Source organism: Lacrimispora amygdalina, from assembly GCF_900205965.1.
Lineage (GTDB): Bacteria > Bacillota > Clostridia > Lachnospirales > Lachnospiraceae > Lacrimispora > Lacrimispora amygdalina_A.
In genome coordinates, this window is sequence record NZ_OAOF01000003.1 from 262,417 (window position 1) to 289,019 (window position 26,603).

Consider the following 26,603-nt stretch of genomic DNA (forward strand, 5'->3'; position numbering starts at 1 on the left):
AATGTGAAAAATATTATGCTTGTGTTTGGAACAAGGCCAGAGGCTGTAAAAATGTGTCCTCTGGTGAAAGAACTGAAAAGAAGAAATGAGGCCAGAGTGTGCGTATGCGTTACAGGGCAGCATAAATCCATGTTAAAACAGGTTCTGGAAGCATTTTCCATTAATCCGGACTACGATCTTTCCATAATGAAGGAGAAGCAGACGCTGTTTGAGATTACCGTCAGTATCTTAAATAACATTCGTGTTATTTTGGAAAAGGAAAAGCCGGATGTGGTTTTAGTACATGGAGATACATCCACGGCATTTGCCTGTGCACTTGCCTGCTTTTATCTGCACATTCCGGTAGGTCATGTAGAGGCCGGGTTAAGGACGTATGATCTTTATTCTCCTTATCCTGAGGAATTTAACAGACAGGCTATTGGTATTATGGCAGAATACCATTTTGCTCCAACTGAGAAGGCCAGAGAGAATCTGCTTCGTGAGGGAAAGAAGTCATCTGCCATATTTGTTACAGGCAATACTGGAATCGATGCACTGAAGACAACTGTCAGGGAGGACTATAATCATGATCTGCTAAAATGGTCATCCGGAAGCCGCCTGATTTTACTGACCGCTCACAGAAGAGAAAATCTTGGAGATCCCATGAGGCAGATTTTCCAGGCAGTCAGACGGATCACAGAGGATTATCCCGACGTTAAGGTCATCTATCCCATTCATTTAAACCCACTCGTCAGGGAAATTGCAGGTTCTGTATTGGCAGGAGAGGAACGGATCCGTCTGATTGAGCCTTTGGATGTAGTTGATTTTCATAATTTCCTAGCAAGGGCAGCGCTAATACTGACAGACAGCGGTGGGATTCAGGAAGAAGCACCCGGTCTGGGAATACCGGTTGTTGTTTTGCGGACAACAACCGAACGGCCGGAAGGAATTGAATCAGGGGCATTGGTTTTGGCCGGGATTGGAGAAAAGAGTATCTATGATTGCGTATCCGGTCTGCTTAGTGATAAAGATTTATATGAGAGGATGAGCAGGGCGGGCAATCCCTATGGAGACGGTAAGGCCAGCGGAAGAATTGCAGATATTCTGCTGAGATAAAAATAGTACAGAGTAAAATCTAAGAAACGGATAAAAAAATGGAGATGCTGCTAAAACAGATATTGAAGCAGTATCTCCATTTGATTTATTACATGTTACAGTGTATTCGCTCTGTCTGCAACATTCTTATTGAAGTTAATTACCTGATGTTCATAAGTCTGTTCCATAAGCGGAGAAGTTATGATAAAATCAGCAGTCGCTCTGGTATTGGCAATGGGAATATCATAAACCTGGGCAATACGAAGCAGCGCCTTTACATCCGGATCATGAGGCTGTGCAGTGAGGGGATCGGAAAAGAAGATAACCAGATCAATCCGTCCTTCCACGATCTTGGCACCGATCTGCTGGTCACCGCCTAAAGGACCGCTGTTATACCCCTTAACTTTAAGACCGGTCTGGTCTGTAATCATACGTGCTGTGGTACCAGTACCGCAAAGCGTATGATTTTTTAAGATCTCCTTGTGTTCTATACACCATTCAATCAATGAATGTTTCTCATTGTCATGGGCGATCAGTGCTATGTTCTTTTGCTTTTGAAGCGTCAATGTAATAAAATCTTCCTGTAACATCATAGTCCTCCTGTAGTAGGTAGTGATAAGTAAAACCTTAATTAAATGGCAGAACACTCTGCAGAGAATAGGTAATGGACAGATCTTTTCTCGAGTATTCCTTTTTGAAATTCTGGATGATCCGCTTTAAAACCATCTCTCCGTTTTCATAGGTTGCAGTAGGCAGAAGCATTAAATACTGGCTTACGCTGTACCGGCTGTAAACGTCACCTCTTCGCAGCGAATTGCGGATGGAACTGCCCAGCTCATCCATGGCTCTGGTCTGAACTGCAGGCTTTAATAATTCCCCCTTTAAGTTGCTGATGGTAAGCAGGCATAAAAAGATGGAATCTCCGGTTCGTTCGATGGCTCTGGATTCCAGCTGGTAGATATCCCGGAACACAGAAGGCTCACAGCAGAACGCCCCCTTATTGGTTCCGCCTTCCAGAAGTATCTCCCGGATAGTGCTTAAATCCATGGTAATTCCATGCTTTTTATCGCTGATCATCTTATACAGCTCTTTAAAGCGGATGGAAGGAGTGATGGCGAATTCGTTATAGAACATGTCATTCACCCGTTTGTAATGTTCCAGTGACATCATCTGATTGCCGCTCTGGTACAGGGCATAAATCAGATAGTAATGAGCATCTTCTCCGTAAGGATCGATAGAAATTGTCTGCTGGCAGACATCAATCATAGTGGGATAATCTTTCCGGTTGTCTAACATGGAAAGAATTTTTTTGACTAATTTCTGATAAAGGGTATGATAATACGTATGAATCGGAATTACCCAGGATTCCCATTCGGATTTAGGAAGAAAGTTTCCCTTATAAAGATGAAAAGCCTCCATTGACAGTTTCAGGCGTGTCTCTTCCGGAAATTCCTTGCTTTCAGCCTGAAGACAAAGTTCTTCAAACTTGTCTGTGTCACACACGGTAACAAGATCCCTTGTCCAGCCGTAAGCTTTTCTGTTTTGAAATACCAGTTCCTGAGTTGGATATCCAAGAGGCTCAAGAAGTTTACGGACACGGAACATCAGTGTCTTTAAAGCACCGGCAGGATTATTGCTTGCTTCATCCTTCCAGAACAGGTCGATTAATTCCTCAACTGGAATATCTCTTCCCCGAAAGGTGATCAAATATTCCAAAAGACTCCATGGTTTTTTTGCCTGATTATTCTGATCAACTATTATTTTGTCTCCTACTGCAACGGAGAAGCCGCCTAGCATGTTCACATAAATGATCGTCTCTTGTTTTTTCATAAGTTATCTCCAAAGTAACATTTTCTTTCCTTAGTATATAGAAAAAAACGCCAAAAGTCTAGCGCAGCTTATAAAAGATTGAGATTTTTATTAAAATAAGCTATACTGAAGCATAAGAATACAAAAAAGAAAGCAGGAGATAGTTATGAACAGAAACAAACTGTCAGCAGGAATTCTTGTGCTTGCCTTCCTGCTTCTGGCAGCGGGAGCCGGTGCACTTTATTCGGATTACCGGGAGAGGCAGGATTCTGAGCATCTTTATGAAAGTCTGGCAGAGCTTGCAGAGGGAACGAAGGAGAGCACGACTGCCAATACAGTTACAGAGGGAAATAAAGAAGAACCTTACGTTTCCCCCATTGATTTTGATAAACTTAAGAAAATCAATCCGGATGTTGTCGGCTGGATCCTCATTGAAGGCACAAATATCGATTACCCCATTGTCAGGACAGATAACAATGATACTTACTTAGATACAGATTTTGAGGGAAAAAAGAATCCGTCAGGAGCTATTTTTCTGGATTGTGACAGCGAACCTGATTTTTCCGGCAGGCATAACATAATTTATGGGCATCATATGAAAAACGGTTCCATGTTTAAAGATATCATAAAATACAAGGATGAATCTTTTTACCAGGCCCATCAGACCATAGTGATCTATACACCGCAGCAGGAGTTTCATCTGCGGCCCGTTACGGTGCTCTATACCGATGCGGGAGGTATCCGGAGAAAAACGAAATTTGATTCAGATGCCAGTTTTCAGTCTTATGTTGATGAGATGACAAAGAACGGCCAGTTCTATCAGGCACCGCAAAAGCCGGTGGATACCCTGTGGTCGTTTGTCACCTGCAGCTATGAGTTTGATGATGCCAGAACCATTCTTTACGCAGTATCAGCCCCTTAAATTGAAAAAAAGGCAGGTTTATGATATAGTACATATCACTTTGTATCACCCCAGTAGTATAAAAGGAGAATAATAATATGGGAAAATATTTTGGAACAGACGGTTTTAGAGGAGAAGCAAATGTAACACTGACGGTTGAGGATGCGTTTAAGGTAGGCCGGTTTTTAGGCTGGTATTATGGCCGGAAAAAACCGGAGGAGGTATGCCGGATCGTAATCGGAAAAGACACAAGGCGCAGCAGTTATATGTTTGAATACTCTCTTGTGGCTGGTCTTACAGCATCAGGATCAGATGCGTATCTTCTGCATGTAACCACAACTCCCAGCGTATCCTATGTTGTCCGGACAGAAGGCTTTTCATGCGGAATTATGATTTCTGCAAGCCATAATCCTTACTACGATAACGGGATCAAGGTGATCAATGAAAAGGGAGAGAAGTTAGAAGAATCAGTTATTGCGGAAATCGAGAAATATTTAGATGGTGAGATGGAAGAACTTCCCTTTGCCACCCAGGACCAGATCGGCAGAACCGTGGATTTTGCAGCAGGCAGAAACCGCTATATCGGTTATTTGATTTCAACGGCAACCAGATCCTTTAAAAATAAAAAGGTTGCTTTAGACTGTGCCAACGGAAGCGCGTCGGCAATTGCGAAGAATGTCTTTGATGCGCTTGGTGCAGAAACCCATGTAATCAGTAATGAACCCAATGGATTGAATATTAACACAGGCTGTGGTTCCACTCATATTGATCAGCTGGTGAAGTTTGTAAAAGAAGTGGGAGCTGATGTAGGATTCGCTTATGACGGAGATGCAGACCGCTGTCTGGCAGTGGATGAGAATGGGAATGTAGTTGATGGAGACGGTATCTTATATATCTGCGGTAAATACATGAAAGAGCAGGGCGTCCTTAAAAATAATAAAGTGGTAACAACCGTAATGTCTAATTTCGGATTGTATAAAGCGCTGGAGCGGGAAGGAATTGAATACGAGAAAACCGCTGTGGGCGATAAATATGTCTATGAGAATATGGTTGCCAATGGAAACTGCCTGGGCGGTGAACAGTCAGGTCATATCATATTCAGTAAGCATGCAACGACCGGAGATGGGATTTTAACGTCATTAAAAGTGATGGAAGTGATTCTGGAGAAAAAAGAAAGCCTTGGTAAGCTGGTTTCTGAGCTGGAGATCTATCCGCAGGTTTTAAAAAATGTCAGGGTTCACGATAAGACAGCAGCCCAGGATGATGAAGCGGTAAAGGCTGAAGTGGATAAAGTGTCACAAAGCCTTGGAGACAGCGGAAGGATTCTTCTGCGCCAGTCAGGTACGGAGCCTGTGGTCCGTGTGATGGTAGAAGCCGCTGATTTAGAAACATGCGAGCAGTATGTGGAACAGGTAATTGATGTTATGAAATCAAAGGGGCATGTTATTTCCTGATCGGAAAGGGGGGCTGATTGTAAATACCAAAAAATCATGCTATGATTGTACTTATCTGCAAACTTATTTTGGGAGATCGGAAATATGGATAAGAAAGATAAATCGAACTTAGGAGAACATATCCGCAGCACAGTACAAAGTGCAATTGATTCCAGGGATTTTAACCAGCTGAACCAAATGATATCCGATTCCGTAAACTCTGCGCTTGAGGAAGTAAAAAACCAGCTGGTAAAAGGATCGAAAGGATGGACCCAGACGCTTAAGCGGACTGATCCGGGTGAAACCGGTGAAGAAAAAAAACGTACGGATGAGGGACCTGGCTACAGAGCATTTCAGACCAGCAGCACCGTAAAGGCAGGGACAGGCAGACAGGAGATTAAGATTAACCAGCAGGGACGGGTATCCGGGATACTTTTAACTGTTTTTGGAAGCCTTTTTCTGGGTTTTAATTTTATTGCTCTTCTTGCTGCTCTGTTTATTTCTCTGATTTTAAAACCTGTTGCATGGGCGGCAGCCATTGCTTTTGTATCCCTTCTTGCAATCGGAACTGCTTCTGGCTTCATTCTTTTTTCCGGACTGTCCATAACCGGAAGATTAAAAAGGGCCAGAATCTATGCGAAGCAGTCAGAAAAACGGATGTATTCCAATCTGGAGGAATTAGCCGCAAGTGTTGGAAAGTCCCGTGAATATGTGCTGAAGGATATAGAGAAGATGATGAAGCTGGGGATTTTCCCCCATGCTTATTTAGATGAACAGAAAACCTGCCTGATATTAAGTGAGGCTACCTATAACCAGTATCTGGAATGCCAGAAGGCATTAAAGGAGCGGGAAGAAGAAGCCAGACTCAGTCAGATTACTGAGGAGGCTGTGCAGGAGAATCAGGCTTTACAGGAGATAATGGCCCAGGGCAGAAATTATCTGCGGGTATTAAAAGAAGCCAACGATGCCATTCCAGGCGAAGTGATATCCCGGAAAATATCCATGCTGGAGGACGTAATACAGAGAATTTTTGATACGGTTTTAAAGCATCCGGATCAGATGGGAGAGATAGAACAGTTTATGGATTATTACCTTCCTACCACCGTAAAGCTGGTGAACGCCTACCGGGATTTTGACAGCACAGGAATCGAGGGCAATAATATCCTGAATGCAAAAAAGGAAATAGAAGGCACTCTTGACACCATTAATCAGGCGTTTGAACGGCTCCTGGATGATCTATACCAGGATACGGCTATGGACATCACCACAGATGCGTCGGTGCTGCAGACCATGCTCAAAAAGGATGGCTGGGCGGAAAGCGATTTTACAGGAGGAATGAAAGAATGAGCAAGGATATGGAAGATATGATAAAAGAAGCACCCCAGCTTACACTTACTCCATTTGAACAGACGGAGGGTGTGAAAGAGGGTGCAGAACTTTTAGAGCGTGAAGCTACGGTTACACAGGCAGTGCCGGACCCGGAGCTTACCCCGGAAGAAGAGCGGCTCGTTTCTGATTTTGCTGAAAAAATCAATTTAAAAGATTCCAATATGGTTCTCCAGTACGGCGCAGGAGCACAGAAAAAGATTGCTGACTTTTCTGAGACGGCTCTTGATAATGTAAAGTCAAAGGATTTGGGAGAAGTTGGACAGATGCTTTCCAATGTGGTCACTGAGCTGAAAAGCTTTGAAGACGAGGAACAGGAAAAAGGCTTTTTTGGCTTCTTTAAAAAGAGCGCCAACCGTATTGACAGCATAAAGGCTAAGTACGCTTCTGCGGAGACCAATGTAAACCAGATCTGCAAGCTTCTTCAAAATCACCAGATTCAGCTTTTAAAGGACGTTGCTCTGTTAGATAAAATGTATGAGTTAAATACCACTTACTTTAAAGAACTTACCATGTATATTCTGGCAGGAAAAAGAAAGCTGACCAGGGTCCGGCAGGAGGAACTTCCTCTTTTGATGGATCGTGCGGCAAAAAGCGGTCTTCCGGAAGATGCCCAGGCGGCCAATGATCTGTCTGCCATGTGCGGACGTTTTGAAAAGAAGATCCACGATTTAGAGCTGACCCGTATGATTTCCATTCAGATGGCACCTCAGATCAGACTGGTTCAGAATAACGATACTTTAATGACGGAGAAGATCCAGTCCACTCTGGTCAACACCATACCACTCTGGAAAAGCCAGATGGTGCTTGCTATTGGAATCAATCATTCGGAGCAGGCGGCAAAGGCGCAGAGAGAAGTTACGGATATGACCAATGAGCTGCTGCGAAAGAATGCAGAAGTGTTAAAGACGGCAACCATTGAGACTGCGAAGGAATCAGAGCGCGGAATTGTGGATATGGAAACCCTGAAAAAGACCAATGAATCCCTGATTACAACCCTTAATGAAGTGGTTCGCATTCAGGTTGAGGGCAGGGAGAAGCGAAGAGAAGCAGAAGCAGAGCTTGCCCGTATGGAAGGGGAATTAAAGACCAAGCTTTTACAGATGAGCAGATAAATGTTGTTAGTTTTGAAAAGTTTTTCTTGTAAGTCATTTTTACTCATGCTATAATAGCATAACACTTTACCGTGGTGGTTTGTTACAGCACGGCATGTGATTTTAATGCAAAGGAATGATGATAGATGGGGTTAGACCTTTAAAGCCTACGTTGTTCATTGTCAAAAAATACAGCGTGATTTATCGACTCCAGAGCCTGGACTGATTTTTTATGTAACGAGGTAAAAGCAGACATTAAGGGAAGATGGAGGAGATCAGACATGTTGAATTATGAAAGATATAAGCGGGTACCGGTAGTAAGCTATCCGGAAAGACAATGGCCTTGCAGGGAGATTATGAAAGCGCCGATCTGGTGCAGTGTGGATTTGAGAGACGGAAACCAGGCTTTAATTGAGCCTATGGTGGTGGAAGAGAAGATTGAGATGTTTAACCTTCTGATTAAACTTGGTTTTAAGGAGATTGAAGTGGGATTTCCTGCTGCTTCCCAGATTGAGTTTGATTTCTTAAGGCAGCTTGTGGAACGGAAGCTGATTCCGGACGATGTGGTGATTCAGGTTCTGGTCCAGTGCAGGGAGCATCTGATTAAGAGAACCTTTGAAGCCTTAGAGGGAGTTAAAAAATCGATCGTTCATATTTACAATTCTACATCTACATTACAGCGTGATGTGGTCTTCCGTAAAGAGATGGATGAGATTAAGGAAATTGCTGTGCAGGGAACCCAATGGGTGAAGCAGTACATGCAGGATTTTAAGGGAGAGGTTATGCTTGAGTATTCTCCTGAAAGCTTTACCGGAACAGAATTGGAATTTGCCCTTGATATCTGTACGGCAGTGCAGGATACCTGGGAAGCCACTCCGGAGAAAAAGATTATCTTTAACCTTCCGTCAACAGTGGAGATGACTACTCCCAATGTATATGCAGACCAGATAGAATGGATGAATTCCCGTTTTAAAAACCGTGACAGCATTATTTTAAGCGTTCATCCTCATAATGACAGGGGAACCGGAATTGCGGCTACGGAGCTGGCACTTCTTGCGGGAGCAGACCGTGTGGAAGGTACCCTGCTTGGGAATGGAGAACGTACCGGCAACGTGGATATTTTAACCGTTGCCTATAATATGTTTTCCCAGGGCATTAATCCGGAGCTTCATCTTGAGAATATCCGTGAGATCGTAGATGTTTACGAACGCTGTACCAAGATGGAGGTGGAACCCAGACACCCATATGCCGGAAAGCTTGTTTTCACCGCATTCTCAGGCTCTCATCAGGATGCCATCAACAAAGGCATGCAGATGATGCATGAAAGGAAGAATCCGTTCTGGGAGGTTCCTTACCTTCCCATCGATCCTTCCGATATTGGAAGGCAGTATGAGCCCATTGTCCGGATCAACAGCCAGTCTGGAAAAGGCGGCGTAGCATTTGTTATGGATACCTTCTATGGCTTCAAGCTTCCGAAGGGAATGCACAAGGAGTTTGCTGATGTCATTCAGGCAATTTCCGAGAAGCAGGGTGAAGTTGCGCCTGAGCAGATTCTGGAAGAGTTTAAAAGCTGTTATACAGAGAGAAAGGAACCGGTCCATTTCAGAAAGAGCCAGATTACAGAGGCAGAGGAAGATGTGGAGTTCTCAACTCTTGCAAAAGTCCGCTACACAGACCATGGTGTGGAAAAAGTATTCGAGGGAGTCGGGAACGGTCCTATCGATGCAGTCCAGAAGGGTCTGGAGAAGGAGCTTGGTATCGAGATCCGGGTGCTGGATTACTACGAGCACGCTCTTACATCAGGATCAGGAGCACAGGCTGCCTCCTATATCCATCTGCTTGATGTGAAGACCGGTAAGGCAACTTACGGTGTGGGAATCAGTTCCAATATCACCAGAGCGTCGATCCGGGGTATCTTCAGTGCGGTAAACCGTTTGTTTTATTAAGATCAGATAATGAAAGGGATCCTATCTTTTTTGAGACAGGGTCCCTTTTTTGTCATTTTATTCTCTTTTTAAAGCAGACTGCCTCCGGCGTTTACTTTTGTGGCAGACTTTAGTATAATAAATGCAGTTTATAAACGACGGGAGAGTAAAAATGAAGAAATATGATTATGTGCTTGTCGGAGGCGGCCTTTATTCCGGCGTATTTGCATATCTTGCTGGAAAGCAGGGAAAGAAATGCCTGGTTCTTGAAAAAAGAGAGCATCTGGGGGGCAACCTGTATTGTGAGGAGACGGAAGGAATCCATGTACACCGGTATGGCGCCCATATTTTCCATACCAGTAACCGTAAGGTCTGGCAGTTTGTAAATGAACTGGCGGAATTTAACCGCTACACCAACAGTCCGGTTGCCAATTACTTAGGGCAGATGTACAATCTCCCCTTTAATATGAATACCTTCAGCAAGATGTGGGGAGTGTCTACCCCGGAGCAGGCGAAAGAGAAGATCAGTCAGCAGAGACAGGTGATTACAGGCGAGCCGAAAAACTTAGAAGAGCAGGCAATCAGTCTTGTTGGAACAGATATTTATGAGAAACTGGTAAAGGGTTACACGGAAAAGCAGTGGGGCAGAGACTGTAAGGATCTTCCGGCTTTTATTATTAAGCGGCTTCCAGTCCGCTTCACCTATGATAACAATTATTTCAATGATTTATATCAGGGAATTCCAATCGGCGGTTATAACGTGATAACAGACAAGCTTTTTGAGGGCTGTGATGTGGAGCTTTCTGTGGATTATCTGGAAGACAGAGAGAAGTATGACAGCCTAGGGGAAACGATTATCTATACAGGTATGATTGATGCCTTTTACGGATACCGGTTTGGAAAACTGGAATACCGCAGCCTGAAATTTGAAACAGAGACTCTTCCTACAGACAATTATCAGGGAGTTGCAGTTGTCAACTACACAGACCGTGAGACGCCTTTTACAAGAATCATTGAACATAAGCATTTTGAGTTTGGCACACAGGAAAAGACAGTGATAACCAGAGAATATCCCAGTGACTGGAGTGAGGGTATGGAACCTTACTATCCGGTAAATGATGAAAAGAATCAGGAATTGTATCAGACCTATGCGGCACTGGCCCAAAAGGAAGATCGTGTGATCTTCGGAGGAAGACTGGGAGAATATAAATATTATGATATGGACAAGGTCATCGAGTCTGCTATGAGAATGGCGGAAGCTCAGCTTGCTCTTTCCAGTCAGCTATAGTACAATACAACGGAAAAATCGGCAGGCCGGGGAGGTTATGATGAATGTAGTTTATGCATCCAACGATAAGTATGCCAGACACCTGGCAGTTTCTCTCTATTCTCTTTTAGATCATAACAAAAAGATAGAAACACTGGATATCTGGGTTTTATCCATGGGGTTGTCAGAGGAAACAAAAGACCGCTTATGCGGGATAGCAGAAGAATTTGACCGGGAGCTTTCGGTGATAGAGCTGGGAAATTTAAAAGAACGGTTTTCCCATAAGGTGGATACCGGGGGATTTGATTTAAGTATTATGGCCCGTTTGTTTTTAGGCGATGTGCTTCCTGAGCATGTGGAACGGGTTCTCTATCTGGACTGTGATACGGTGGTGCTGTCTTCCTTAGAGAGACTATGGAAGGCAGATCTGGGGCCCTTTCTGCTTGGCGCAGTGATGGAACCTACCATTTATCCATGTATTAAAGAGGAGATCGGCTTAAGTCCGGAAGAACCTTATTTCAATTCCGGAGTACTTTTAATAGATTTAAACCAGTGGAGAGAGAAGAACGCCCAGAAGATGCTTCTTGATTTCTACCGCTCCAAGGGAGGAAAGCTCTTTGCCGGAGACCAGGATACCATTAATGGAAGCTTAAAGGGCAGAATCAGGCCATTGTCTCCCCGCTATAATTACTTTACCAATTACCGGTATTTTCATTACCGGCATTTGGTCAGGCTGTCGCCGGTGTATGCCATGATTACGGAGAACGGCTTTAAACAGGCTGGCAGGCACCCGGCGATTCTTCATTTCATGGGAGATGAAAGACCCTGGAAGGAAGGAAATCTAAACCACTACCGCAGAGCGTACGAGAAGTATCTTGCGAAGACTCCCTGGGCAGGGACTCCTAAGGAGAAGGGAAACCGATTCTATATGGCAGCGTATCATCTCATGAATTACGGCACATATTTATGCCCCCCGTTTCGTGACTTTATAAGCAGCCGGTTTGGAATGAAGCTGGTGAATTCCAGAAAAGGATCTTAAAAGGAGCAGATATGAACGTAAGCTGTATCATCTTGAACTATAACGATGCCGATACCACCATAAGACTGGTTCAATCGATCAAAGAGTATTCCTCTCTGGACTCCATTGTTATCGTTGACAACCATTCCACAGATGATTCTGCCGCCAGATTAAAGGAATTAAGCGGCGGAAGGATACATGTGGTCAGCTCCTTAAAGAATGGCGGATATGGCTATGGGAATAATCTGGGTATCCGCTATGCATACAGCGAATTAGGTGCTACCCATGTACTCATTGCAAATCCCGATGTCCTGTTTTCACAGGAGACGCTTCTTGCCATGAAGGCTTTATTTGCTGCTGATAAATCTGTTGCAGTGACAGCTGCAATTCCCGTTGACCAGAGCGGTAAGGCAGGGCTGCCTGGCTGGAAGCTTACAGGTCTGTTTGCGGACCTTTTGGATACCGGGCTGGTTACACGCCGGCTGTTGAAGCGGTGGCTCACCTATGATCCGGATAAGCGTGCTTTTTGGGCGGCTGTACCAGGGGGAGCAAAACGCTGCGCTTTAGCAGATGCAGTTCCTGGTTCTCTTTTGCTGGCAGATGCAGATGCATTAACTGCATGCGGACTCTATGACGAAGAAGTCTTTCTCTATTATGAGGAGAAGATTCTGGGCCATAAGTTGAAAGAAAAGGGGTATAAGACACTCCTTTTGCTTGACAGGACCTATGTCCATCTTCACTCGGTCTCTATTAATAAATCAGTTAGCTCAATACTTAAGAAACAGGCGCTGCTGCATAGAAGCAAGCTTCATTATTATAGAAAATATTTAAAAATAAACCGGTTTCAGGAATTGGCAGCAAAAGGATTCCTGAATTTTCTCATGTTTGAGATCTGGTTTTTAACTAAGATTCTGGGAATGTCATGGTAATTGGAGTTGAGAGAGGGGAATGGAATGATAACAGTACTACTGGCTGCCTGGAATGGGGAAGCATATTTAAAAGAGCAGATGGAATCACTTTTGAGGCAGACCAATCAGGAGTTTACCATTTTAATATCTGATGACGGTTCCTCTGACCGGACTCCCCAGATTATTATGGAATATGAAAACTGGTTTCCGGACAGGGTGGTATCTTTAAAAAACGGGAAGCCTACAGGCAGCGCAAAAGACAATTTTTTCCGCCTGTTAGAAGCTGCCTCGGATGAATATCTTATGTTTTGTGACCAGGATGACATCTGGCTGCCGGATAAGGTGGAAGTAACCCTGCGGGAAATGAAAAAGATGGAGAAACGATGGGGCAGGGATATGCCGCTTTTAATCCATTCCGACCTTTCGGTCATGGACCAGTCAGGAACGGTGATTTCCCCTTCCATGGCAAGGTACCAGAAAATCGGAGTTAATGATAACCGCCCCAGCCACTATCTGGTTGAAAATAATATTACAGGCAATACCATGATGATTAACCGCTCCTTAAAAAATCTGGTAGTGCAGATTCCAAAAACATGTGTTATGCATGACTGGTGGCTTGGTCTCGTTGCAAGCTGTTTTGGAAAAATCTCCTATATTGACAAGCCGCTGGTCCGCTACCGGCAGCATGGCACCAATCAGGTAGGAGCAAAGAGCGGAATAAAACAGCTCTCACAGAGAATTGGCCGCCGGGAGAAAATCAGGGAAAATTACCACAGTTTGTTTGAACAGGCAGAGTCGTTTCTTTCTATCTACGGACAATCCATGACTGACGGTCAGCTGGAATTGTTTCGTGAATTTATAAAGCTTTCCGGAAGAAGCAGAGCGGGAAAGATTAAGACCATTATAAAATACAAACTGTTTAAAAGTACCCGTGTAAGAACGCTGGGACAGATGTTTTCCATCTGAACGGACACAGCGTATGGGAAAATGAGGAGAATGGCAGAATGATACCAAATGAGAAAGAAATACTGGTAACGAGGGCTTCCATGCCTTCTTACGAAGAATTTATAGAAGAGATCAAACCAATCTGGGAGACTGCCTGGATGACCAATATGGGCGAATTCCATGACAAACTGAAGGACCAGCTGAAGGATTATTTAAAAGCGGAAAATCTTCTTCTGTTTGTGAACGGACATATGGCTCTTGAGATGGTGCTGCAGGCGATGAACTTAACCGGAGAGGTAATAACCACGCCCTTTTCCTTTGCTTCCACCACCCATGCTATTGTGAGAAATAATCTGACTCCTGTATTCTGTGATATCAGAGAAGATGATTATACCATTGATGCCGGTCAGATCGAAGCTCTGATTACAGATAAAACCACAGCCATCCTTCCCGTTCATGTGTATGGAAATGTCTGTGACGTGGAAAAAATAGAGTCTATTGCAAAGAAGTATAACTTAAAGGTGATTTATGATGCAGCCCATGCCTTTGGTGTTGAGGTGAATCATCGTGGAATCGGAACCTACGGAGATGCTTCCATGTTCAGCTTTCATGCGACCAAGGTGTATAACACCATAGAGGGAGGCGCGGTTACGTTTCAGGAGCCTGCGCTGGAGATCCTGCTCAATTACTTAAAGAATTTTGGAATAACCGGGAAAGAATCCGTGGAATACATTGGCGGCAATGCAAAGATGAATGAATTTCAGGCAGCAATGGGAATCTGCAACCTCCGCCATGTGGAGGAAAACATTGAAAAACGAAGGATCGCATCACAACGGTACAGAGAGCATTTGGAAGGGATTGCCGGAATCCGTCTGAGTCCGGTAAAAGAGGGGATCCGGCATAATTATGCTTATTTTCCTGTGTCATTTGAAGGCTTTTGCCTTACCAGGGACCAGGTATATGATATTCTTGCCTCCCACAATATCTTTGCCAGGAAGTATTTTTACCCCCTGATTACTGATTTTGACTGTTACAGGGAGCGTTTTTCCGGTCTGAAGCTTCCCAATGCAAAACGGGCGGCGGACAGTGTTCTGACTTTGCCGCTTTATGCGGATCTGCCTCTTGAGGATATAGACCGAATCTGTAATATAATCATAAATGCTGCACAGGAAGGAACCCAAAGCGTATGAAAGCTGCAGTTGTAACAGCGATCGGATCATTTTCCGCTGACATTGTAATTAAAAATTTAATAGAACTGGGATTGAAGGTGATCGGCTGTGATATCTATCCTGCAGAGTGGATTGTTGATTCTTCCAATGTATCTGTATTTTATCAGGTACCTCTGGCTACACAGGAGGATGAGTACATTGAGGAGATTCTTACCATATGCAGGAAGGAAGCTGCCGATGGACTGATTGTTCTGACCGATGCAGAAGTGGATGTGTGGAACCGGAACAGAAATAAACTAGAGGAAGCCGGAGTAACATTATGCTTATCACCGGAAGAAACCATAACGGTCTGCAGAGATAAAATGAAGTTTTATGAGTTCCTTTCTGAAAGAGGTATTGGAAATCCCATACCCACCGCACGGCTGGACAGCATGACTCCTGAATCTATCCCTTATCCGGCAGTTGTAAAGCCGTATAACGGCAGAAGCAGCCAGGGGCTTTGCTATCTTCACAGCCAGGAAGAGACGAAACGGTTTCTTGCCGGCTGTGAAGCGGTTAATTATGTGGTACAGCCCTTTTATAAGGGAAATGTGATCACAGTGGACGTGGTGCGGCAGGCGGACCCTGAGCGGTCTGCAGCTGTCTGCCGCAGGGAATTGCTGAGGACGTTAAATGGTGCAGGTACCTCTGTTATGGTGTTTTCAAGTCCTGTTCTGGAAGAGTTATGTAAAGAGTCAGCAAGGGCGCTTGAAATTACCGGTTGTGTTAATTTTGAATTCATTGAGGGGGAAGATGGGACGTATTCCATGCTGGAATGTAATCCACGGTTTTCCGGCGGCGTGGAATTTTCCTGTATGGCAGGGTATGACTTTGTCTCCAACCATGTGAGGTGCTTCATGGAAGAGGAGATCGATGCCCAGGTGGCTGTCACGGAAATGTATATCGCCAGAAAATATGAGGAATACGTGACAAAGGTGTTGGAAAAGGAAGGAACTACAGAATGACAGACGGATCAAACAGGAATATCATGGCAAGCATTAACTGTGTTACTTATAACCACGGTGCGTTCATCCGGCAGGCTCTTGACAGCTTTCTGATGCAGAAAACGGACTTTGAGTATGAGATTCTGGTTCATGATGATGCTTCAACCGACGAAACCAGCGATATCATCCGGGAATATGCCGCTAAGTATCCAGATAAGATCCGCCCTCTGATTCAGACTGAAAACCAGTATTCCCAGGGGATCGATAACATCAGCGGCGCATTTAATTTTCCCCGTGCAAGAGGAAAATATATATTTATGTGTGATGGGGATGATTACTTTGATTCACCAGATAAGCTTCAAAAGCAGGTGGATTATATGGAGTCTCATCCGGACTGCACCCTTTGCATTCACAGTGCAAGAATTCAGCTGATGGGGAAAGCGGTTGCAGAACGCCAGATGAGGCCTTACCGGAAGACCACAGTTCTTACGCCTGAAGAGATCATAGACAAAGCCTCCGGGTATGCCATGTCTTCCATGGCATTTCCAGCCAGACTTGTGAAGGAACTCCCTGACTATTATACGGACTGTCCCGTAGGAGATACCCCCTTGCAGCTGATGGCAGCAGCCAATGGGTACGGTTATTACATGGATGAACCTATGAGCGTATACCGGGTAGGTGTTGCAGGATCCTGGACTGCTGAAGGGAAAAAAGGAAATTATGCCGGGAAGCAGCAGGCCTATTATGAGCGGATGAAAGTGGTCTATGATGAATTTGATAAAGCAACAGGCGGCCGTTTTAAGGCGGCCGCCATGAGTGCTTCTGACAGAACCTATTACCAGACGAAGGTCAATACCAGAGATTTTAAGGAAATATTAAATCCTGCATTCCGAAGGTATTATAAGGAGCTTTCGCCTCTGACCAGGTTCTTTATTCAGTTTCAATACCGGACTCCCGGCTTATACAATCTGCTTCGTAGGTCATTTACCGGAAGCAGATAAAATACTTGTTGTTTTTATAGGTTAGGATCAGTCGGATCCCAGGTCTGTGTATCCGGTATAATCTGCTCAATGGCAGGACGTTCATATGGTCCGGGAACCGGTGATTCGTAAATGTTTACCGTAGTACCCAGTGCGCAGTGATCATAGATCCATTTGGCATCACCGGAGAGGAGGCGGACACAGCCGGCTGACTCGGCAATACTTAAATAATTATAGGTAGAGGGATCAAGAGTCATCTTGTCTGGACGGCTGTAAAGAATAGAATGGATCAAAAAGCCCTTCCAGATCCTTGTTGCATACTGAGTGAAAATCCCATGATTCATATCCCTCCAACGGTACTTTACAGGTGTCTGGAAGGTTCCAAGAGGAGTATCCGGACCTGTTGAGGTTAAAAAGGATTTGACTGGAATAATAAATCCATTGGCTCCGTCCTTAGCAAAGACCGTAAGACAGTTCATCTGTTTGTTGATGCTGATAAAAAACGGACCGCTGCTGCCCACAAGAGGCTCTAAATCAGTAAGCATTTTACCTGAATTTAAATCAAAATAATATTTGAAGCCGTCTATGTACTGCCAGCCTACAACTGGAAGAGAGTCCTTAAAATAGTATCGGTCATTCTCCTGCCAGGCCCAGCCGGTAAAGGGAGTGCCGTCTCCGTTAAAGTAACGCAGTCCGCCGTCAATAATCTGCATACCGTCTTTAGCAGAGGAGATAAGCGGCTTGTCAGTCTTATAAGGAAAGACAGAGTTCTTTGCATAGAATGCCATTCGAAAGCCTGTGATATAATGTCCGGTTCCCATGGTTCCCGCACTGGTACCGTTCTTTGCCCAGTCGGTGGTGGTACCGTCTTCTAATTTCGCTGAATAATAGAGATTGAACTGGTTATTTACATAACCGGAAAACCGCATCTGTATGGCTTCGATATTCACATCATTGGGATAATTGGTGGTCTGCTGTCCGTTCATAACCCATGGGGACCAGCCAGTGCCTGATGTATAGGTCCGGTAAAGCACGTTTCCTACTATATTCGTGAGAAATGTAGATAATCCATGGAAGCCCTGTCCGTCATTGGTAATCCAGGCGTCGTTGACAAAAGGCTGTGTCCAGTTGCCGTCGCCGATCATAACTGTGGTCTGAAGACGGGGGAAGTTTGCTTTCATTGCTTCCTGGGCAGCTTTCGTGGCTTCATCCACAACGCCGTCCTCACCTCCTCCTTCTCCTTCCTGTCCAATATCTATTCCTGCATTTGCCAAAGCGGTTTCTGCTTCCTCTGTTGTAACGCCTCCCTCAGTTTCAGCCGGTTTCTGAGTTTCAGACTGGCTGATATCACTGATGCTGACGCCATTCCTGTAGCCTGGTCCATATGCCTCATCCGCCCAAGTAAGGGCAGCCTGTCCGAGCACAAGAGCAGCTGTCAGGCAGAATGCCGCCAGGCCGCGTGTCAGTTTACGCATGTTAAAAACCTCCTGTAAATCTTTCTAAATTTTATGGTGATTCCATAATACTTTAACATAACTAATTGGAAAATGCTATATACGATTTACATTTATTGGTCAATATAGTACAATAAGGCGGAAATGTAAATTGGATAATTGAGGAGAAAAGCCAGTATGTACCAGGAAAATATGAAAGAGAGAGTGCTTTCCGGACTGTTTTGGAAAGTCATGGAAAACGGGGGAACACAGGGAATCCAGTTTCTTGTATCCATCCTTCTCGCCAGACTTTTAACGCCGTCCGAATCCGGGGAAGTCATGCTGATCATGATATTTATTACCATCGGCAATGTATTTGTCCAGAGCGGTTTTAACACTTCTCTGATTCAGAAGCAGAATGTGGATAAAATGGATTATTCCTCTGCTTTTTGTGTAAGCTTTCTGATTGCCTTTGTTCTATATATAATTCTGTTCTTTTGTGCACCTGCAATCGGGAATTTTTATGGACAACCAGTATTTGTTCCAGTCCTCAGGATTTTATCCCTGACTCTGTTCTTTGGTGCAGTCATATCTGTCCAGTCCGCATCGGTTTCCAGAAACATGGAATTTAGAAAGCTTTGTATGGCCAGTCTTTTTGCAGCTGCCGGTTCCGGTATCATCGGTGTTTTGATGGCATTAAAGGGTCTGGGGCTGTGGTCTCTTGCCATGCAGCAGTTTTTTTACAGTTTTTTTCTTATGGTTGTGCTGCATGTTTTAAAAACCTGGAAACCCAGTTTTAAGTTTTCCCTTCAAAAAGCAGGGGATTTGTTCTCTTATGGATGGAAGATCCTGATGTCCGGACTGATTGACACGGTTTTTACCAATGTTTACGGATTGGTAATTGGAAAAATATATAATTCGGCTATGATGGGGCAATACTCAAGAGGAAACCAGTTTCCAGCCCTCATTGCCAACAATCTGGGGGCTGCCATTCAGTCTGTGATGCTTCCTGCCTTTTCATCCTTCCAGAATGACCGGGACCGGGTGAAAAGCATGGTAAGAAGGTCCATTGTTACAAGCTCCTATCTGGTCTTTCCCATGATGGCAGGTTTAATTGCCGTAGCAGAACCCATGGTGAAGCTTCTGCTGACAGATCAGTATTTACCCTGTGTTCCCATGCTTCGGCTGCTTTGCATTGCCTATGCCACCTGGCCGCTTCACGTGGCAAACTTACAGGCAATCAATGCCCTTGGAAGAAGTGAGATCTTTTTAAAGCTGGAAATTATTAAAAAAGCAGTCAGTGTGGCCGCTTTGCTTATCAGTATTCCATTTGGGATTTATACCATGGTGGCGTTACGGGCATTGACTGATTTTATCTGTACCTTTATTAATGCATACCCCAATAAGAAGCTTCTCAATTACAGCTTCTTTCAGCAGTGGAGAGATGTATTTCCCTCTCTGGTTCTGTCCGCAGCCATGTGTGCCCTGGTTTACAGTGTGCAGTTTCTGGTTAAAGGGACACTTTTGACATTGATATTGCAGATCATCACAGGAGTTCTCTTTTATGCAGGTTTTTCCTGGCTGCTCCGGTATGAAAGTTTCTTTTACTTATGCAGGACGGTGAAAAACATGAGGAGGTAAGAAAACGCCGGCAGTTTACTTTTCTGGGCGTTTCATGTAGAATAAAAGGAATTGAAATGAAATGAAATGAAATGAAATAGAGGAATAATAATGGAACGAAAAAATGTAGCATGGAATATGATTGGAAGCCTGGTTTATGCAGGATCCAGCATGCTGCTGACGGCTCTGGTCAATCATCTGGTGGGAACAGATCAGGGAGGAATCTTTGGGTTTGCTTTCAGTACATTCGGGCAGCAGATGTTTCTTGTGGCATATTTTGGAATGAGACCGATTCAGAGCACCGATGTTAGAGAGAGCTATACCTTTGGAGAATACCGGCTTGCCCGTCTGGTTACCTGCGGCGCTGCCCTGTTTTCCGGCATCTGCTATATTCTGTGGAAAGTTTTTATTTCTTCCTCCGACTATACGTATGAAAAGATCATGGTAGTGTTTTTCATGGTTCTTTATAAGGTCTTAGATGGTTTTGCTGATGTTTACGAGTCGGAATTTCAAAGAAAAGGAAAGCTTTATTTAACCGGACAGGCTATGACCTGGCGGACACTGTTTTCTGTATGTTTGTTTTTAGGAACTCTGGCATTTACCAGGGATCTCATTGTTTCATCAGCGGTTGCAGCCGCATCCCAGGCAGTGGGGATTTATCTGTTTGATAAACGAATGGCAGACCGGATAACGGATATTACTTATGTACATGCTAAGGGAAGGTACAGACAGCTGTTACAGGACAGCTTCCTTTTGTTTTTATCTGTATTTTTAGATGGTCTCATCTTTGCCATGGCAAAGTATGCCGTTGATTCCCAGATGACCTCTGCAGACAATGCTATTTTTGTTGCAATCTTCATGCCCACATCTGTGATTAACCTTGCGGCCAATTTTGTAATCCGGCCGTTCCTGACAAGACTCTCCATTCTCTGGAATGAAGACAGGATTCCGGAATTTCGCGTGGTACTAAAAAAGCTGTCGGGAATTATACTGTTTCTTACTGTAATTGCCCTGGCAGGGGCGTGGGCGATCGGAGTTCCTGTGCTTTCCGCTGTGTTTAACGTGGAACTGGCTCCCTATTTATCAGGACTTCTTGCCATTATTGTGGGAGGCGGATTTTTCGCAGTCATGAATTTATTTTATTATGTCCTGGTGATCATGAAGAGACAGAGACTGATATTCTGGGGATATGTTCCGGTCTGTATCCTTTCGTTTATACTTTCCTATCAGTTTGTAAAAACAGGCGGAATTAACGGCGGTGCGTATTCGTACATGCTTGAAATGCTGATTCTCATGCTCTGCTTTATGGGGCAGGCAATCCGTATTATTCATACGAAAGAGAAGGGAAGGAGAGAACAAAGGATATGACAGACCGGGTACTGGTAGTAATACCTGCATACAATGAAGCCCTGAATATTGAGCGGGTGGTGGGAGAGGTCATAGAGAATTATCCCATGTATGATTATGTGATTATCAATGACGGTTCGACTGACAATACCGCCAGAATCTGCAGAAGGAACGGGTGGAAGATCATCGATCTTCCCATGAATTTAGGACTTGCAGGCGCGTTTCAGACCGGACTGAAATATGCCCACAGGAAGGGCTATGGTTATGCCATACAGTTTGACGGAGACGGACAGCACCGGCCGGAATTCATCCTTCCAATGAAGGAAAAGATGGATGAAGGTTACGACATCGTCATAGGATCCCGTTTTATAGCGGACAAAAAACCTCACTCTCTCAGGATGCTTGGCAGCCGAATGTTAAGTGGTGCCATCTGGTTTACAACAGGGGTGAAGGTGAACGATCCCACATCCGGAATGCGTATGTTCAGCCGTAAGATGATCAAGGAATTTGCAGACGGGCTGAATTATGGACCCGAACCGGATACCATATCCTATCTGATCCGCCACGGTGCCAGGGTTGCGGAGATCCCAGTGGTGATGGATGAGCGGATTCTGGGAGAGAGTTACTTAAATCCCTTAAATGCGGCCCGGTATATGGGTAAGATGCTCTTTTCCATTTTACTGGTACAGAGCTTCCGCGTCCGGGACAGAAGATAAAGGAGGGAGTGCGTGACATGACGTTATTACTGCGCTGCGTGCTGATAAGCGTTTCTCTGGTGCTGACTATTTATGTATTGGCAAGGATACGCCACTCAAAAATGAAGATAGAGGATTCGATTTTCTGGGTTATGTTTTCCATGCTGCTGGTTGTGTTCAGTGTTTTTCCCAGAGTGGCAGATTTTATATCAGGCATGGTGGGAACCTATTCCACAGCAAATTTTATTTTTACCCTGATGATTTTTATCCTGCTCACCAAGGTCTTTTTCCAGTCCATAAAGATATCCCAGTTAGAACGCAGGGTGACAGAGCTGATCCAGATGCTGGCCTTAGATAAAGAGGAAGCGTCAGAGAAGGAGGAGCATAAACTGTGAAACGTTTGATAAGGACGAAAGGCTTGTGGCTTGCTGCCGGAAGCATTCTGCTTTTAATGTTCCTGTTTGTCAGAACCTATATGAAAACCATCGTGGGGATTCCCTCACCGGAGTTTGAACCGGTCCGCCGTTTTTATTGGTGGATGATTGTTTTCGGTTGTGGATTTCTTGCTGCGTTTGCCTTCCTTTTGTGGATCAGGGAAGCAGTTTTTCCCTGGTTATATCCAATTGTGGTAATAGGACTGGGTTTTTTCTACTTATTTGCCTTAACACCTTTTTCTGCTCCCGATGAAGCCGCCCACTTTGTCAGCGCCTACCGTCTTTCCAGCCAACTCATGGGGAAGCCGGCCGTGGCAGACGAGGCGTTTTTAAAGCATGCTTCAATTCAGGAACAGGAACGCATCAAAAAAGGAGCTAATGTCCTGGTAAGAAGCGGTGATGACGTTCCCGGTCTTTATAAGGAGCCTGGTCAGAGAACATATAACCGGGTTTTGACAGAACTGTTTTCTGTTGATCACAGTCAGTCGGTGACTGTCCGGGAGGAGATTCCGGTTAACACCACGCCAGTGGTCTATCTTCCCCAGGCAGCAGGGATCACCCTTGCTAGACTGATGCATCTGGGGTATATTCCGCTGGTATATTCAGGACGGCTTATGAACCTTCTGGCGTTTGCAGCTATGGCAGCGGTTTCTGTCCGCCTGATGCCTTTTAAAAAAGAAGTACTGATGGCAGTCTCCTGTCTTCCCATGACTCTTCATCTGGCAGCCTCTTATTCCTATGATGCTGCATTTATCGGGCTTTCCATGCTTTTGCTTTCCTGGTGTTTTCATCTGGCTTATGAAAAGGAGAAGATAAGAGGAAAAGATCTTCTGGTTCTGACGCTCCTGCTGGTGCTTTTAGAGCCTGGAAAAATTGTTTATCTGCCAGCAGCGGGAATCTGTCTGCTGATTCCAAAATCTAAATTTCAATCCCGGAGACATTACTGGATTTCGCTTTTTTGTGTCCTTACTGTGACGCTGCTTTCTGTTTTTCTGGTGAACCACCTGATACTTTCAGCATGGGCAGGCGCCACGGAAAGCTATGTGGGATGGAGCGAAGCAGCAGGTTATAACTTATCTGACGTATGGCAGAGACCATTTCAGGTATTTACGGTTTACTACGAAACTCTTGTCACTCAGTACGACTATTATCTGGTGACTATGCTGGGAGGGTTTTTAGGGAATCTGGATCCCAACCTGACGGTTCCGCCGGTTTGCTTAACCCTGCTTTGGTACGCTCTCTTTATCAGTGTCATAAAGAGAAAGGGAGAAGAGGTGCTTATGACTGACGGACAGAAGCTGTGGATATTATTCGTGGTATTTACCAGCTCCGTTCTTGTTCTGACCTCCATGTTTCTGGGGTGGACACCAAGAGATTTAACGTATATTACAGGAGTACAGGGACGTTATTTCATTCCCCTTCTGCCCCTGCTTCTACTGACTATATATGACCGCCGCCTGGTAATCGGCGCAGATTTAAGAAAAAGTGCATGGTATCTGGAATGTTTTGTCAGTATCTATGCGCTGATCCGGATCTGCTCCACATCGTGCCTGCGCTACTGATAGGAAAGAAGGAATCTGAAATGGAAGAATTAACAGGGGAGAAAAGAACGGTTGATGTGATCATTCCGGTTTATAAGCCGGATGACACGCTGAAGCGGCTTTTTCACAGGCTGGAGGAACAATCTTATCCCATACGAAAAATAATTGTTATGAATACGGATCAGTCCTTCTGGAAGGAAACTGATTATGAACACATAAAGAATCTGGAAGTCCATCATGTGACGAAAGAAGAGTTCGACCATGGCGGTACAAGAAACCGGGGCGCCGGCTATTCGCGGGCAGATATTATGGTGTTTATGACAGATGATGCGGTTCCTGCTGATAAGAATCTGATCCGTTCTCTGGTAAAGGCGTTCCTTGCCACTGGCAAAGGAGGGGAAAGGGTAGTCATGGCTTATGCAAGACAGCTTCCCAATCCGGACTGTGCCCTTGCAGAGCAGTACACACGCTCCTTTAATTATCCGGCAAGGAGCCGGGTTAAGACGGAGGCAGATCTAAAGGAACTGGGGATTAAAACGTTTTTTGCATCCAATGTATGCTGTGCCTATGACAGAAGCATATTTTTAGAGGCTGGGGGATTCACAAAAACCACCATCTTCAACGAAGATATGATTTATGCAGGAAATGCAGTGCGCTACCGGGGAGAGGCCGTGGCATATGCAGCGGATGCAAAAGTAATACACTCCCATAATTATGGGTGTATAGCCCAGTTTAGACGGAATTTTGATCTTGCTGTATCCCAGGCAGACCACCCGGAGGTGTTCGAGGGAATCCGGTCAGAAAGCGAGGGAATCCGGCTGGTGAAGAATACCTGTATCTGGCTGGTAAAGCAAAAGAAACCCTGGCTGATTCCAGGTGTCATCATAAAAAGCGGCTTTAAATATATGGGGTATCTTATGGGGAAACGGTACCGTACCCTTCCCAGACGTCTGATTTTAAGCTTTACCATGAACCGGTCTTACTGGGGAAAACACAAAACAGAATAAGAGCTTTCCAAGGATTAATAAAGTATTTTTAACTATTGCAGATAAAAAAAAGCGGGCGGGCAATGGCCGTTAAATGAGACATATCGGTTTTATCCTCAAATAGCATAAGTGTAGCAGCTTTGCAGGATAGAATACCTTCAGTAATGTCTTTAAGTAAGTACTCTTTTTTTAGTGAAAAAGTAAGGGTTTCCTCTCTGGTTCGAAGCTGGCATAAGTAAGAACATTCCTGATGGCCGGGACTGTCTTCAAGAAATATTTTAAGCCCATCCTGCGTCAGTTCCCAGTCAAGGACAGGGCCTTTTGTAACGCAGGCGGAACAAGTCCGTATGGCCTTGTCCAGTTTAATGGAAAGAGGAAGAGAAGAATCTTCCTCTTTTACAAAGATATATGTGGAGAAAAATCCTTTCATAGAAACTGGACGATGAAGGTCCATTCCTGTCACCGGACAGATATTGAAACCGGAAAAAATCAAATCTTCCCACCACAGGATGGCTTTCTGGTTATCCGGATCCATTGGATGGGAGTTGTTTACAACCTCAATGAAATCAATCAGTCCTAAGTCATGTATCTTCATGGACCAGCGCATTCCGTTTGAAAAAGGAGAGGGAATGGAAAACGGGTGGGCAGGTCCTGCAAGTCCTCCGGCTTCATGAACCCTTAAAAACAGCAGATCTCCATTCATTTCATCAATATCATCCCAGGGAATATAATTAGATACGTTTTGGCAGAGAAGATGCCCGTAATAAGAAGTCAGCTCAAACCCTTTTATGAATTCAACCCGTGAAGAATGGGAAGCAAGTTTTTCTTCCAGTTTCGTAAATCCGGATATCGTATTGTGATCCGTTAATGAAAAGGCATCAATCCCCTGTCCTTCCAGATAATCCACAAGCTCCGCTGCCGTCATGCTGCCATCTGATTCTATGGTATGATTGTGCAATTCAATTCTTTTCCACATCTTCATAATCCCCCTTTATTTCTAATTGGTAAAATGTTTCATTTTCCACGCATTGGAATACATTAACAATCACTTTTCCCATGCCCTCCAGGGGATAAACTGGGAGGCAGCCTCTGGAAGAAGTGTGTTCTGATATGAAAATCTCTTTTATCGTCCCCGGCATATGTACGTTTCCTGCAAAATTATTGCCAATAAATAAGGCGGGCTGAATTTCGGTTTTCATAGATTCCACTGCCTTTTCAAGCTCTTTTACAGAGACTGGTCTGCCTCTGTAAGCTTCATAGGCTGCCCGGAATTGCTCAGGGTCAGTTACTGTGGCAGGATGTTCTTTTGTATAGGTCAGCTGTATGGAAAGTGCCCGGCAGCCGGAAGGAATTTGAAAGCGGTAAGTTACATTTCCCTGAAAGCCACGGTTTATTGTTCCGTTAAAAGTTTGAATTGTTCTCATTATTATTATCCTTTACAAAATATAGAAAGTTTTATTATCTCAAGGTAGTTTAACTAGATTATGATAGAAAAAAGCGGGAGACAAGTCAATATAATTATTGTAAAATTCACGTAATATATAGTTGTTAATTTAAAATATAAAATTATATCAATATTTTACTGAAAATTTTCGAAATGATGGTTTTTAATTTACATTGGTTTGTTACAATCAAAAACATGGTAAAAACGCAAT

Annotated in this window: 24 protein-coding genes; 19 read left to right on the plus strand and 5 right to left on the minus strand. The window is 44.3% G+C overall.

Translation table 11 applies throughout. The annotated features are described in order from the left end of the window. Positions 1-3: 3 nt before the first annotated feature. Entirely contained in the window at positions 4-1,095 is a 1,092-nt protein-coding gene (gene wecB / locus CRO04_RS06100; RefSeq protein ID WP_097003341.1) for a non-hydrolyzing UDP-N-acetylglucosamine 2-epimerase, read from the plus strand. Between the two features lie 95 nt (positions 1,096-1,190). On the opposite strand, the gene CRO04_RS06105 is transcribed toward wecB, so the two are convergent. Both CRO04_RS06105 and CRO04_RS06110 read right to left on the minus strand, forming a co-directional pair. Next, positions 1,191-1,664 carry a methylglyoxal synthase gene (locus CRO04_RS06105; RefSeq protein ID WP_097003342.1) on the minus strand — a complete coding sequence of 158 codons (474 nt, stop codon included), beginning with the start codon at positions 1,662-1,664 and terminating at the stop codon, positions 1,191-1,193. Between the two features lie 37 nt (positions 1,665-1,701). Continuing rightward, positions 1,702-2,904, minus strand: coding sequence for a BTAD domain-containing putative transcriptional regulator (locus CRO04_RS06110; protein WP_097003343.1), 1,203 nt, complete (start codon positions 2,902-2,904; stop codon positions 1,702-1,704). 145 nt (positions 2,905-3,049) lie between these two features. On the opposite strand from CRO04_RS06110, the gene srtB reads away from it, so the two are divergent. The 12 genes from srtB (at position 3,050) to CRO04_RS06170 (ending at position 16,913) form a co-directional block, all read left to right on the plus strand. Beyond that, complete coding sequence (gene srtB / locus CRO04_RS06115) at positions 3,050-3,805, plus strand: class B sortase (protein WP_097003344.1); 756 nt, start codon at positions 3,050-3,052, stop codon at positions 3,803-3,805. A 77-nt stretch (positions 3,806-3,882) separates the two neighbouring features. Further along, on the plus strand, positions 3,883-5,238 hold the full coding sequence (gene glmM, locus CRO04_RS06120; RefSeq protein ID WP_097003345.1) for a phosphoglucosamine mutase: 1,356 nt from the start codon (positions 3,883-3,885) through the stop codon (positions 5,236-5,238). Positions 5,239-5,322: 84 nt separating this feature from the next. Continuing rightward, complete coding sequence (locus CRO04_RS06125; protein ID WP_097003346.1) at positions 5,323-6,564, plus strand: 5-bromo-4-chloroindolyl phosphate hydrolysis family protein; 1,242 nt, start codon at positions 5,323-5,325, stop codon at positions 6,562-6,564. Beyond that, entirely contained in the window at positions 6,561-7,718 is a 1,158-nt protein-coding gene (locus CRO04_RS06130) for a toxic anion resistance protein (RefSeq protein WP_097003347.1), read from the plus strand. The genes CRO04_RS06125 and CRO04_RS06130 overlap by 4 nt, the downstream gene beginning before the upstream one ends. A gap of 260 nt (positions 7,719-7,978) precedes the next feature. Further along, the gene (gene leuA / locus CRO04_RS06135; RefSeq protein ID WP_097003348.1) at positions 7,979-9,643 is read left to right on the plus strand and encodes a 2-isopropylmalate synthase; all 1,665 of its coding nucleotides are present in this window, start codon (positions 7,979-7,981) and stop codon (positions 9,641-9,643) included. A gap of 151 nt (positions 9,644-9,794) precedes the next feature. Continuing rightward, positions 9,795-10,910 carry a UDP-galactopyranose mutase gene (glf, locus tag CRO04_RS06140; RefSeq protein WP_097003349.1) on the plus strand — a complete coding sequence of 372 codons (1,116 nt, stop codon included), beginning with the start codon at positions 9,795-9,797 and terminating at the stop codon, positions 10,908-10,910. Between the two features lie 37 nt (positions 10,911-10,947). Continuing rightward, positions 10,948-11,928, plus strand: a complete 981-nt coding sequence (locus CRO04_RS06145; protein ID WP_330400789.1) for a glycosyltransferase family 8 protein — start codon at positions 10,948-10,950, stop codon at positions 11,926-11,928. 11 nt (positions 11,929-11,939) lie between these two features. Beyond that, positions 11,940-12,836, plus strand: coding sequence for a glycosyltransferase family 2 protein (locus CRO04_RS06150; protein ID WP_097003351.1), 897 nt, complete (start codon positions 11,940-11,942; stop codon positions 12,834-12,836). Positions 12,837-12,860: 24 nt separating this feature from the next. Next, positions 12,861-13,781 carry a glycosyltransferase family 2 protein gene (locus tag CRO04_RS06155; RefSeq protein ID WP_097003352.1) on the plus strand — a complete coding sequence of 307 codons (921 nt, stop codon included), beginning with the start codon at positions 12,861-12,863 and terminating at the stop codon, positions 13,779-13,781. A gap of 38 nt (positions 13,782-13,819) precedes the next feature. After that, positions 13,820-14,950 carry a DegT/DnrJ/EryC1/StrS family aminotransferase gene (locus CRO04_RS06160; protein ID WP_097003353.1) on the plus strand — a complete coding sequence of 377 codons (1,131 nt, stop codon included), beginning with the start codon at positions 13,820-13,822 and terminating at the stop codon, positions 14,948-14,950. Further along, the gene (locus CRO04_RS06165) at positions 14,947-15,933 is read left to right on the plus strand and encodes an ATP-grasp domain-containing protein (protein WP_097003354.1); all 987 of its coding nucleotides are present in this window, start codon (positions 14,947-14,949) and stop codon (positions 15,931-15,933) included. Before CRO04_RS06160 ends, CRO04_RS06165 begins: the two co-directional genes overlap by 4 nt. After that, positions 15,930-16,913, plus strand: a complete 984-nt coding sequence (locus CRO04_RS06170) for a glycosyltransferase (RefSeq protein WP_097003355.1) — start codon at positions 15,930-15,932, stop codon at positions 16,911-16,913. The genes CRO04_RS06165 and CRO04_RS06170 overlap by 4 nt, the downstream gene beginning before the upstream one ends. Positions 16,914-16,927: 14 nt before the next feature. On the opposite strand, the gene CRO04_RS06175 is transcribed toward CRO04_RS06170, so the two are convergent. Next, positions 16,928-18,367, minus strand: a complete 1,440-nt coding sequence (locus CRO04_RS06175; RefSeq protein WP_097003356.1) for a L,D-transpeptidase — start codon at positions 18,365-18,367, stop codon at positions 16,928-16,930. 156 nt (positions 18,368-18,523) lie between these two features. Here CRO04_RS06175 and CRO04_RS06180 point away from each other — a divergent pair, with 156 nt between their 5' ends. From CRO04_RS06180 to CRO04_RS06205, 6 genes are all read left to right on the plus strand, one after another. Next, positions 18,524-19,966: a lipopolysaccharide biosynthesis protein gene (locus tag CRO04_RS06180; RefSeq protein WP_097003357.1), complete on the plus strand. Its 1,443-nt coding sequence runs from the start codon at positions 18,524-18,526 to the stop codon at positions 19,964-19,966. A gap of 90 nt (positions 19,967-20,056) precedes the next feature. After that, on the plus strand, positions 20,057-21,313 hold the full coding sequence (locus tag CRO04_RS06185; RefSeq protein WP_097003358.1) for a lipopolysaccharide biosynthesis protein: 1,257 nt from the start codon (positions 20,057-20,059) through the stop codon (positions 21,311-21,313). Beyond that, positions 21,310-22,008 (plus strand): glycosyltransferase family 2 protein, encoded by a 699-nt coding sequence (locus CRO04_RS06190; RefSeq protein ID WP_097003359.1) that lies wholly within the window; start codon positions 21,310-21,312, stop codon positions 22,006-22,008. Before CRO04_RS06185 ends, CRO04_RS06190 begins: the two co-directional genes overlap by 4 nt. A gap of 17 nt (positions 22,009-22,025) precedes the next feature. Then, positions 22,026-22,382 (plus strand): DUF2304 domain-containing protein, encoded by a 357-nt coding sequence (locus tag CRO04_RS06195; RefSeq protein ID WP_097003360.1) that lies wholly within the window; start codon positions 22,026-22,028, stop codon positions 22,380-22,382. Next, positions 22,379-23,983, plus strand: a complete 1,605-nt coding sequence (locus CRO04_RS06200) for a DUF2142 domain-containing protein (RefSeq protein ID WP_097003361.1) — start codon at positions 22,379-22,381, stop codon at positions 23,981-23,983. Before CRO04_RS06195 ends, CRO04_RS06200 begins: the two co-directional genes overlap by 4 nt. A 20-nt stretch (positions 23,984-24,003) precedes the next feature. Beyond that, complete coding sequence (locus tag CRO04_RS06205) at positions 24,004-24,969, plus strand: glycosyltransferase (RefSeq protein WP_097003362.1); 966 nt, start codon at positions 24,004-24,006, stop codon at positions 24,967-24,969. Positions 24,970-24,997: 28 nt separating this feature from the next. Here the strand turns inward: CRO04_RS06205 and CRO04_RS06210 are convergent, their stop codons facing one another. Continuing rightward, positions 24,998-25,924: a CehA/McbA family metallohydrolase gene (locus CRO04_RS06210; RefSeq protein WP_097003363.1), complete on the minus strand. Its 927-nt coding sequence runs from the start codon at positions 25,922-25,924 to the stop codon at positions 24,998-25,000. Beyond that, the gene (locus CRO04_RS06215; protein ID WP_097003364.1) at positions 25,908-26,372 is read right to left on the minus strand and encodes a DUF6669 family protein; all 465 of its coding nucleotides are present in this window, start codon (positions 26,370-26,372) and stop codon (positions 25,908-25,910) included. Before CRO04_RS06215 ends, CRO04_RS06210 begins: the two co-directional genes overlap by 17 nt. Between the last annotated feature and the right edge of the window lie 231 nt (positions 26,373-26,603).

What these genes read in the sequence shown, in the direction of transcription:
- CRO04_RS06105 (WP_097003342.1), bottom strand. Translation starts at nt 1,664, where the DNA reads ATGTTACAGGAAGATTTTATTACATTGACGCTTCAAAAGCAAAAGAAC.
- CRO04_RS06110 (WP_097003343.1), bottom strand. Translation starts at nt 2,904, where the DNA reads ATGAAAAAACAAGAGACGATCATTTATGTGAACATGCTAGGCGGCTTC.
- srtB (WP_097003344.1), top strand. Translation starts at nt 3,050, where the DNA reads ATGAACAGAAACAAACTGTCAGCAGGAATTCTTGTGCTTGCCTTCCTG.
- glmM (WP_097003345.1), top strand. Translation starts at nt 3,883, where the DNA reads ATGGGAAAATATTTTGGAACAGACGGTTTTAGAGGAGAAGCAAATGTA.
- CRO04_RS06125 (WP_097003346.1), top strand. Translation starts at nt 5,323, where the DNA reads ATGGATAAGAAAGATAAATCGAACTTAGGAGAACATATCCGCAGCACA.
- CRO04_RS06130 (WP_097003347.1), top strand. Translation starts at nt 6,561, where the DNA reads ATGAGCAAGGATATGGAAGATATGATAAAAGAAGCACCCCAGCTTACA.
- leuA (WP_097003348.1), top strand. Translation starts at nt 7,979, where the DNA reads ATGTTGAATTATGAAAGATATAAGCGGGTACCGGTAGTAAGCTATCCG.
- glf (WP_097003349.1), top strand. Translation starts at nt 9,795, where the DNA reads ATGAAGAAATATGATTATGTGCTTGTCGGAGGCGGCCTTTATTCCGGC.
- CRO04_RS06145 (WP_330400789.1), top strand. Translation starts at nt 10,948, where the DNA reads ATGATGAATGTAGTTTATGCATCCAACGATAAGTATGCCAGACACCTG.
- CRO04_RS06150 (WP_097003351.1), top strand. Translation starts at nt 11,940, where the DNA reads ATGAACGTAAGCTGTATCATCTTGAACTATAACGATGCCGATACCACC.
- CRO04_RS06155 (WP_097003352.1), top strand. Translation starts at nt 12,861, where the DNA reads ATGATAACAGTACTACTGGCTGCCTGGAATGGGGAAGCATATTTAAAA.
- CRO04_RS06160 (WP_097003353.1), top strand. Translation starts at nt 13,820, where the DNA reads ATGATACCAAATGAGAAAGAAATACTGGTAACGAGGGCTTCCATGCCT.
- CRO04_RS06165 (WP_097003354.1), top strand. Translation starts at nt 14,947, where the DNA reads ATGAAAGCTGCAGTTGTAACAGCGATCGGATCATTTTCCGCTGACATT.
- CRO04_RS06170 (WP_097003355.1), top strand. Translation starts at nt 15,930, where the DNA reads ATGACAGACGGATCAAACAGGAATATCATGGCAAGCATTAACTGTGTT.
- CRO04_RS06175 (WP_097003356.1), bottom strand. Translation starts at nt 18,367, where the DNA reads ATGCGTAAACTGACACGCGGCCTGGCGGCATTCTGCCTGACAGCTGCT.
- CRO04_RS06180 (WP_097003357.1), top strand. Translation starts at nt 18,524, where the DNA reads ATGTACCAGGAAAATATGAAAGAGAGAGTGCTTTCCGGACTGTTTTGG.
- CRO04_RS06185 (WP_097003358.1), top strand. Translation starts at nt 20,057, where the DNA reads ATGGAACGAAAAAATGTAGCATGGAATATGATTGGAAGCCTGGTTTAT.
- CRO04_RS06190 (WP_097003359.1), top strand. Translation starts at nt 21,310, where the DNA reads ATGACAGACCGGGTACTGGTAGTAATACCTGCATACAATGAAGCCCTG.
- CRO04_RS06195 (WP_097003360.1), top strand. Translation starts at nt 22,026, where the DNA reads ATGACGTTATTACTGCGCTGCGTGCTGATAAGCGTTTCTCTGGTGCTG.
- CRO04_RS06205 (WP_097003362.1), top strand. Translation starts at nt 24,004, where the DNA reads ATGGAAGAATTAACAGGGGAGAAAAGAACGGTTGATGTGATCATTCCG.
- CRO04_RS06210 (WP_097003363.1), bottom strand. Translation starts at nt 25,924, where the DNA reads ATGTGGAAAAGAATTGAATTGCACAATCATACCATAGAATCAGATGGC.
- CRO04_RS06215 (WP_097003364.1), bottom strand. Translation starts at nt 26,372, where the DNA reads ATGAGAACAATTCAAACTTTTAACGGAACAATAAACCGTGGCTTTCAG.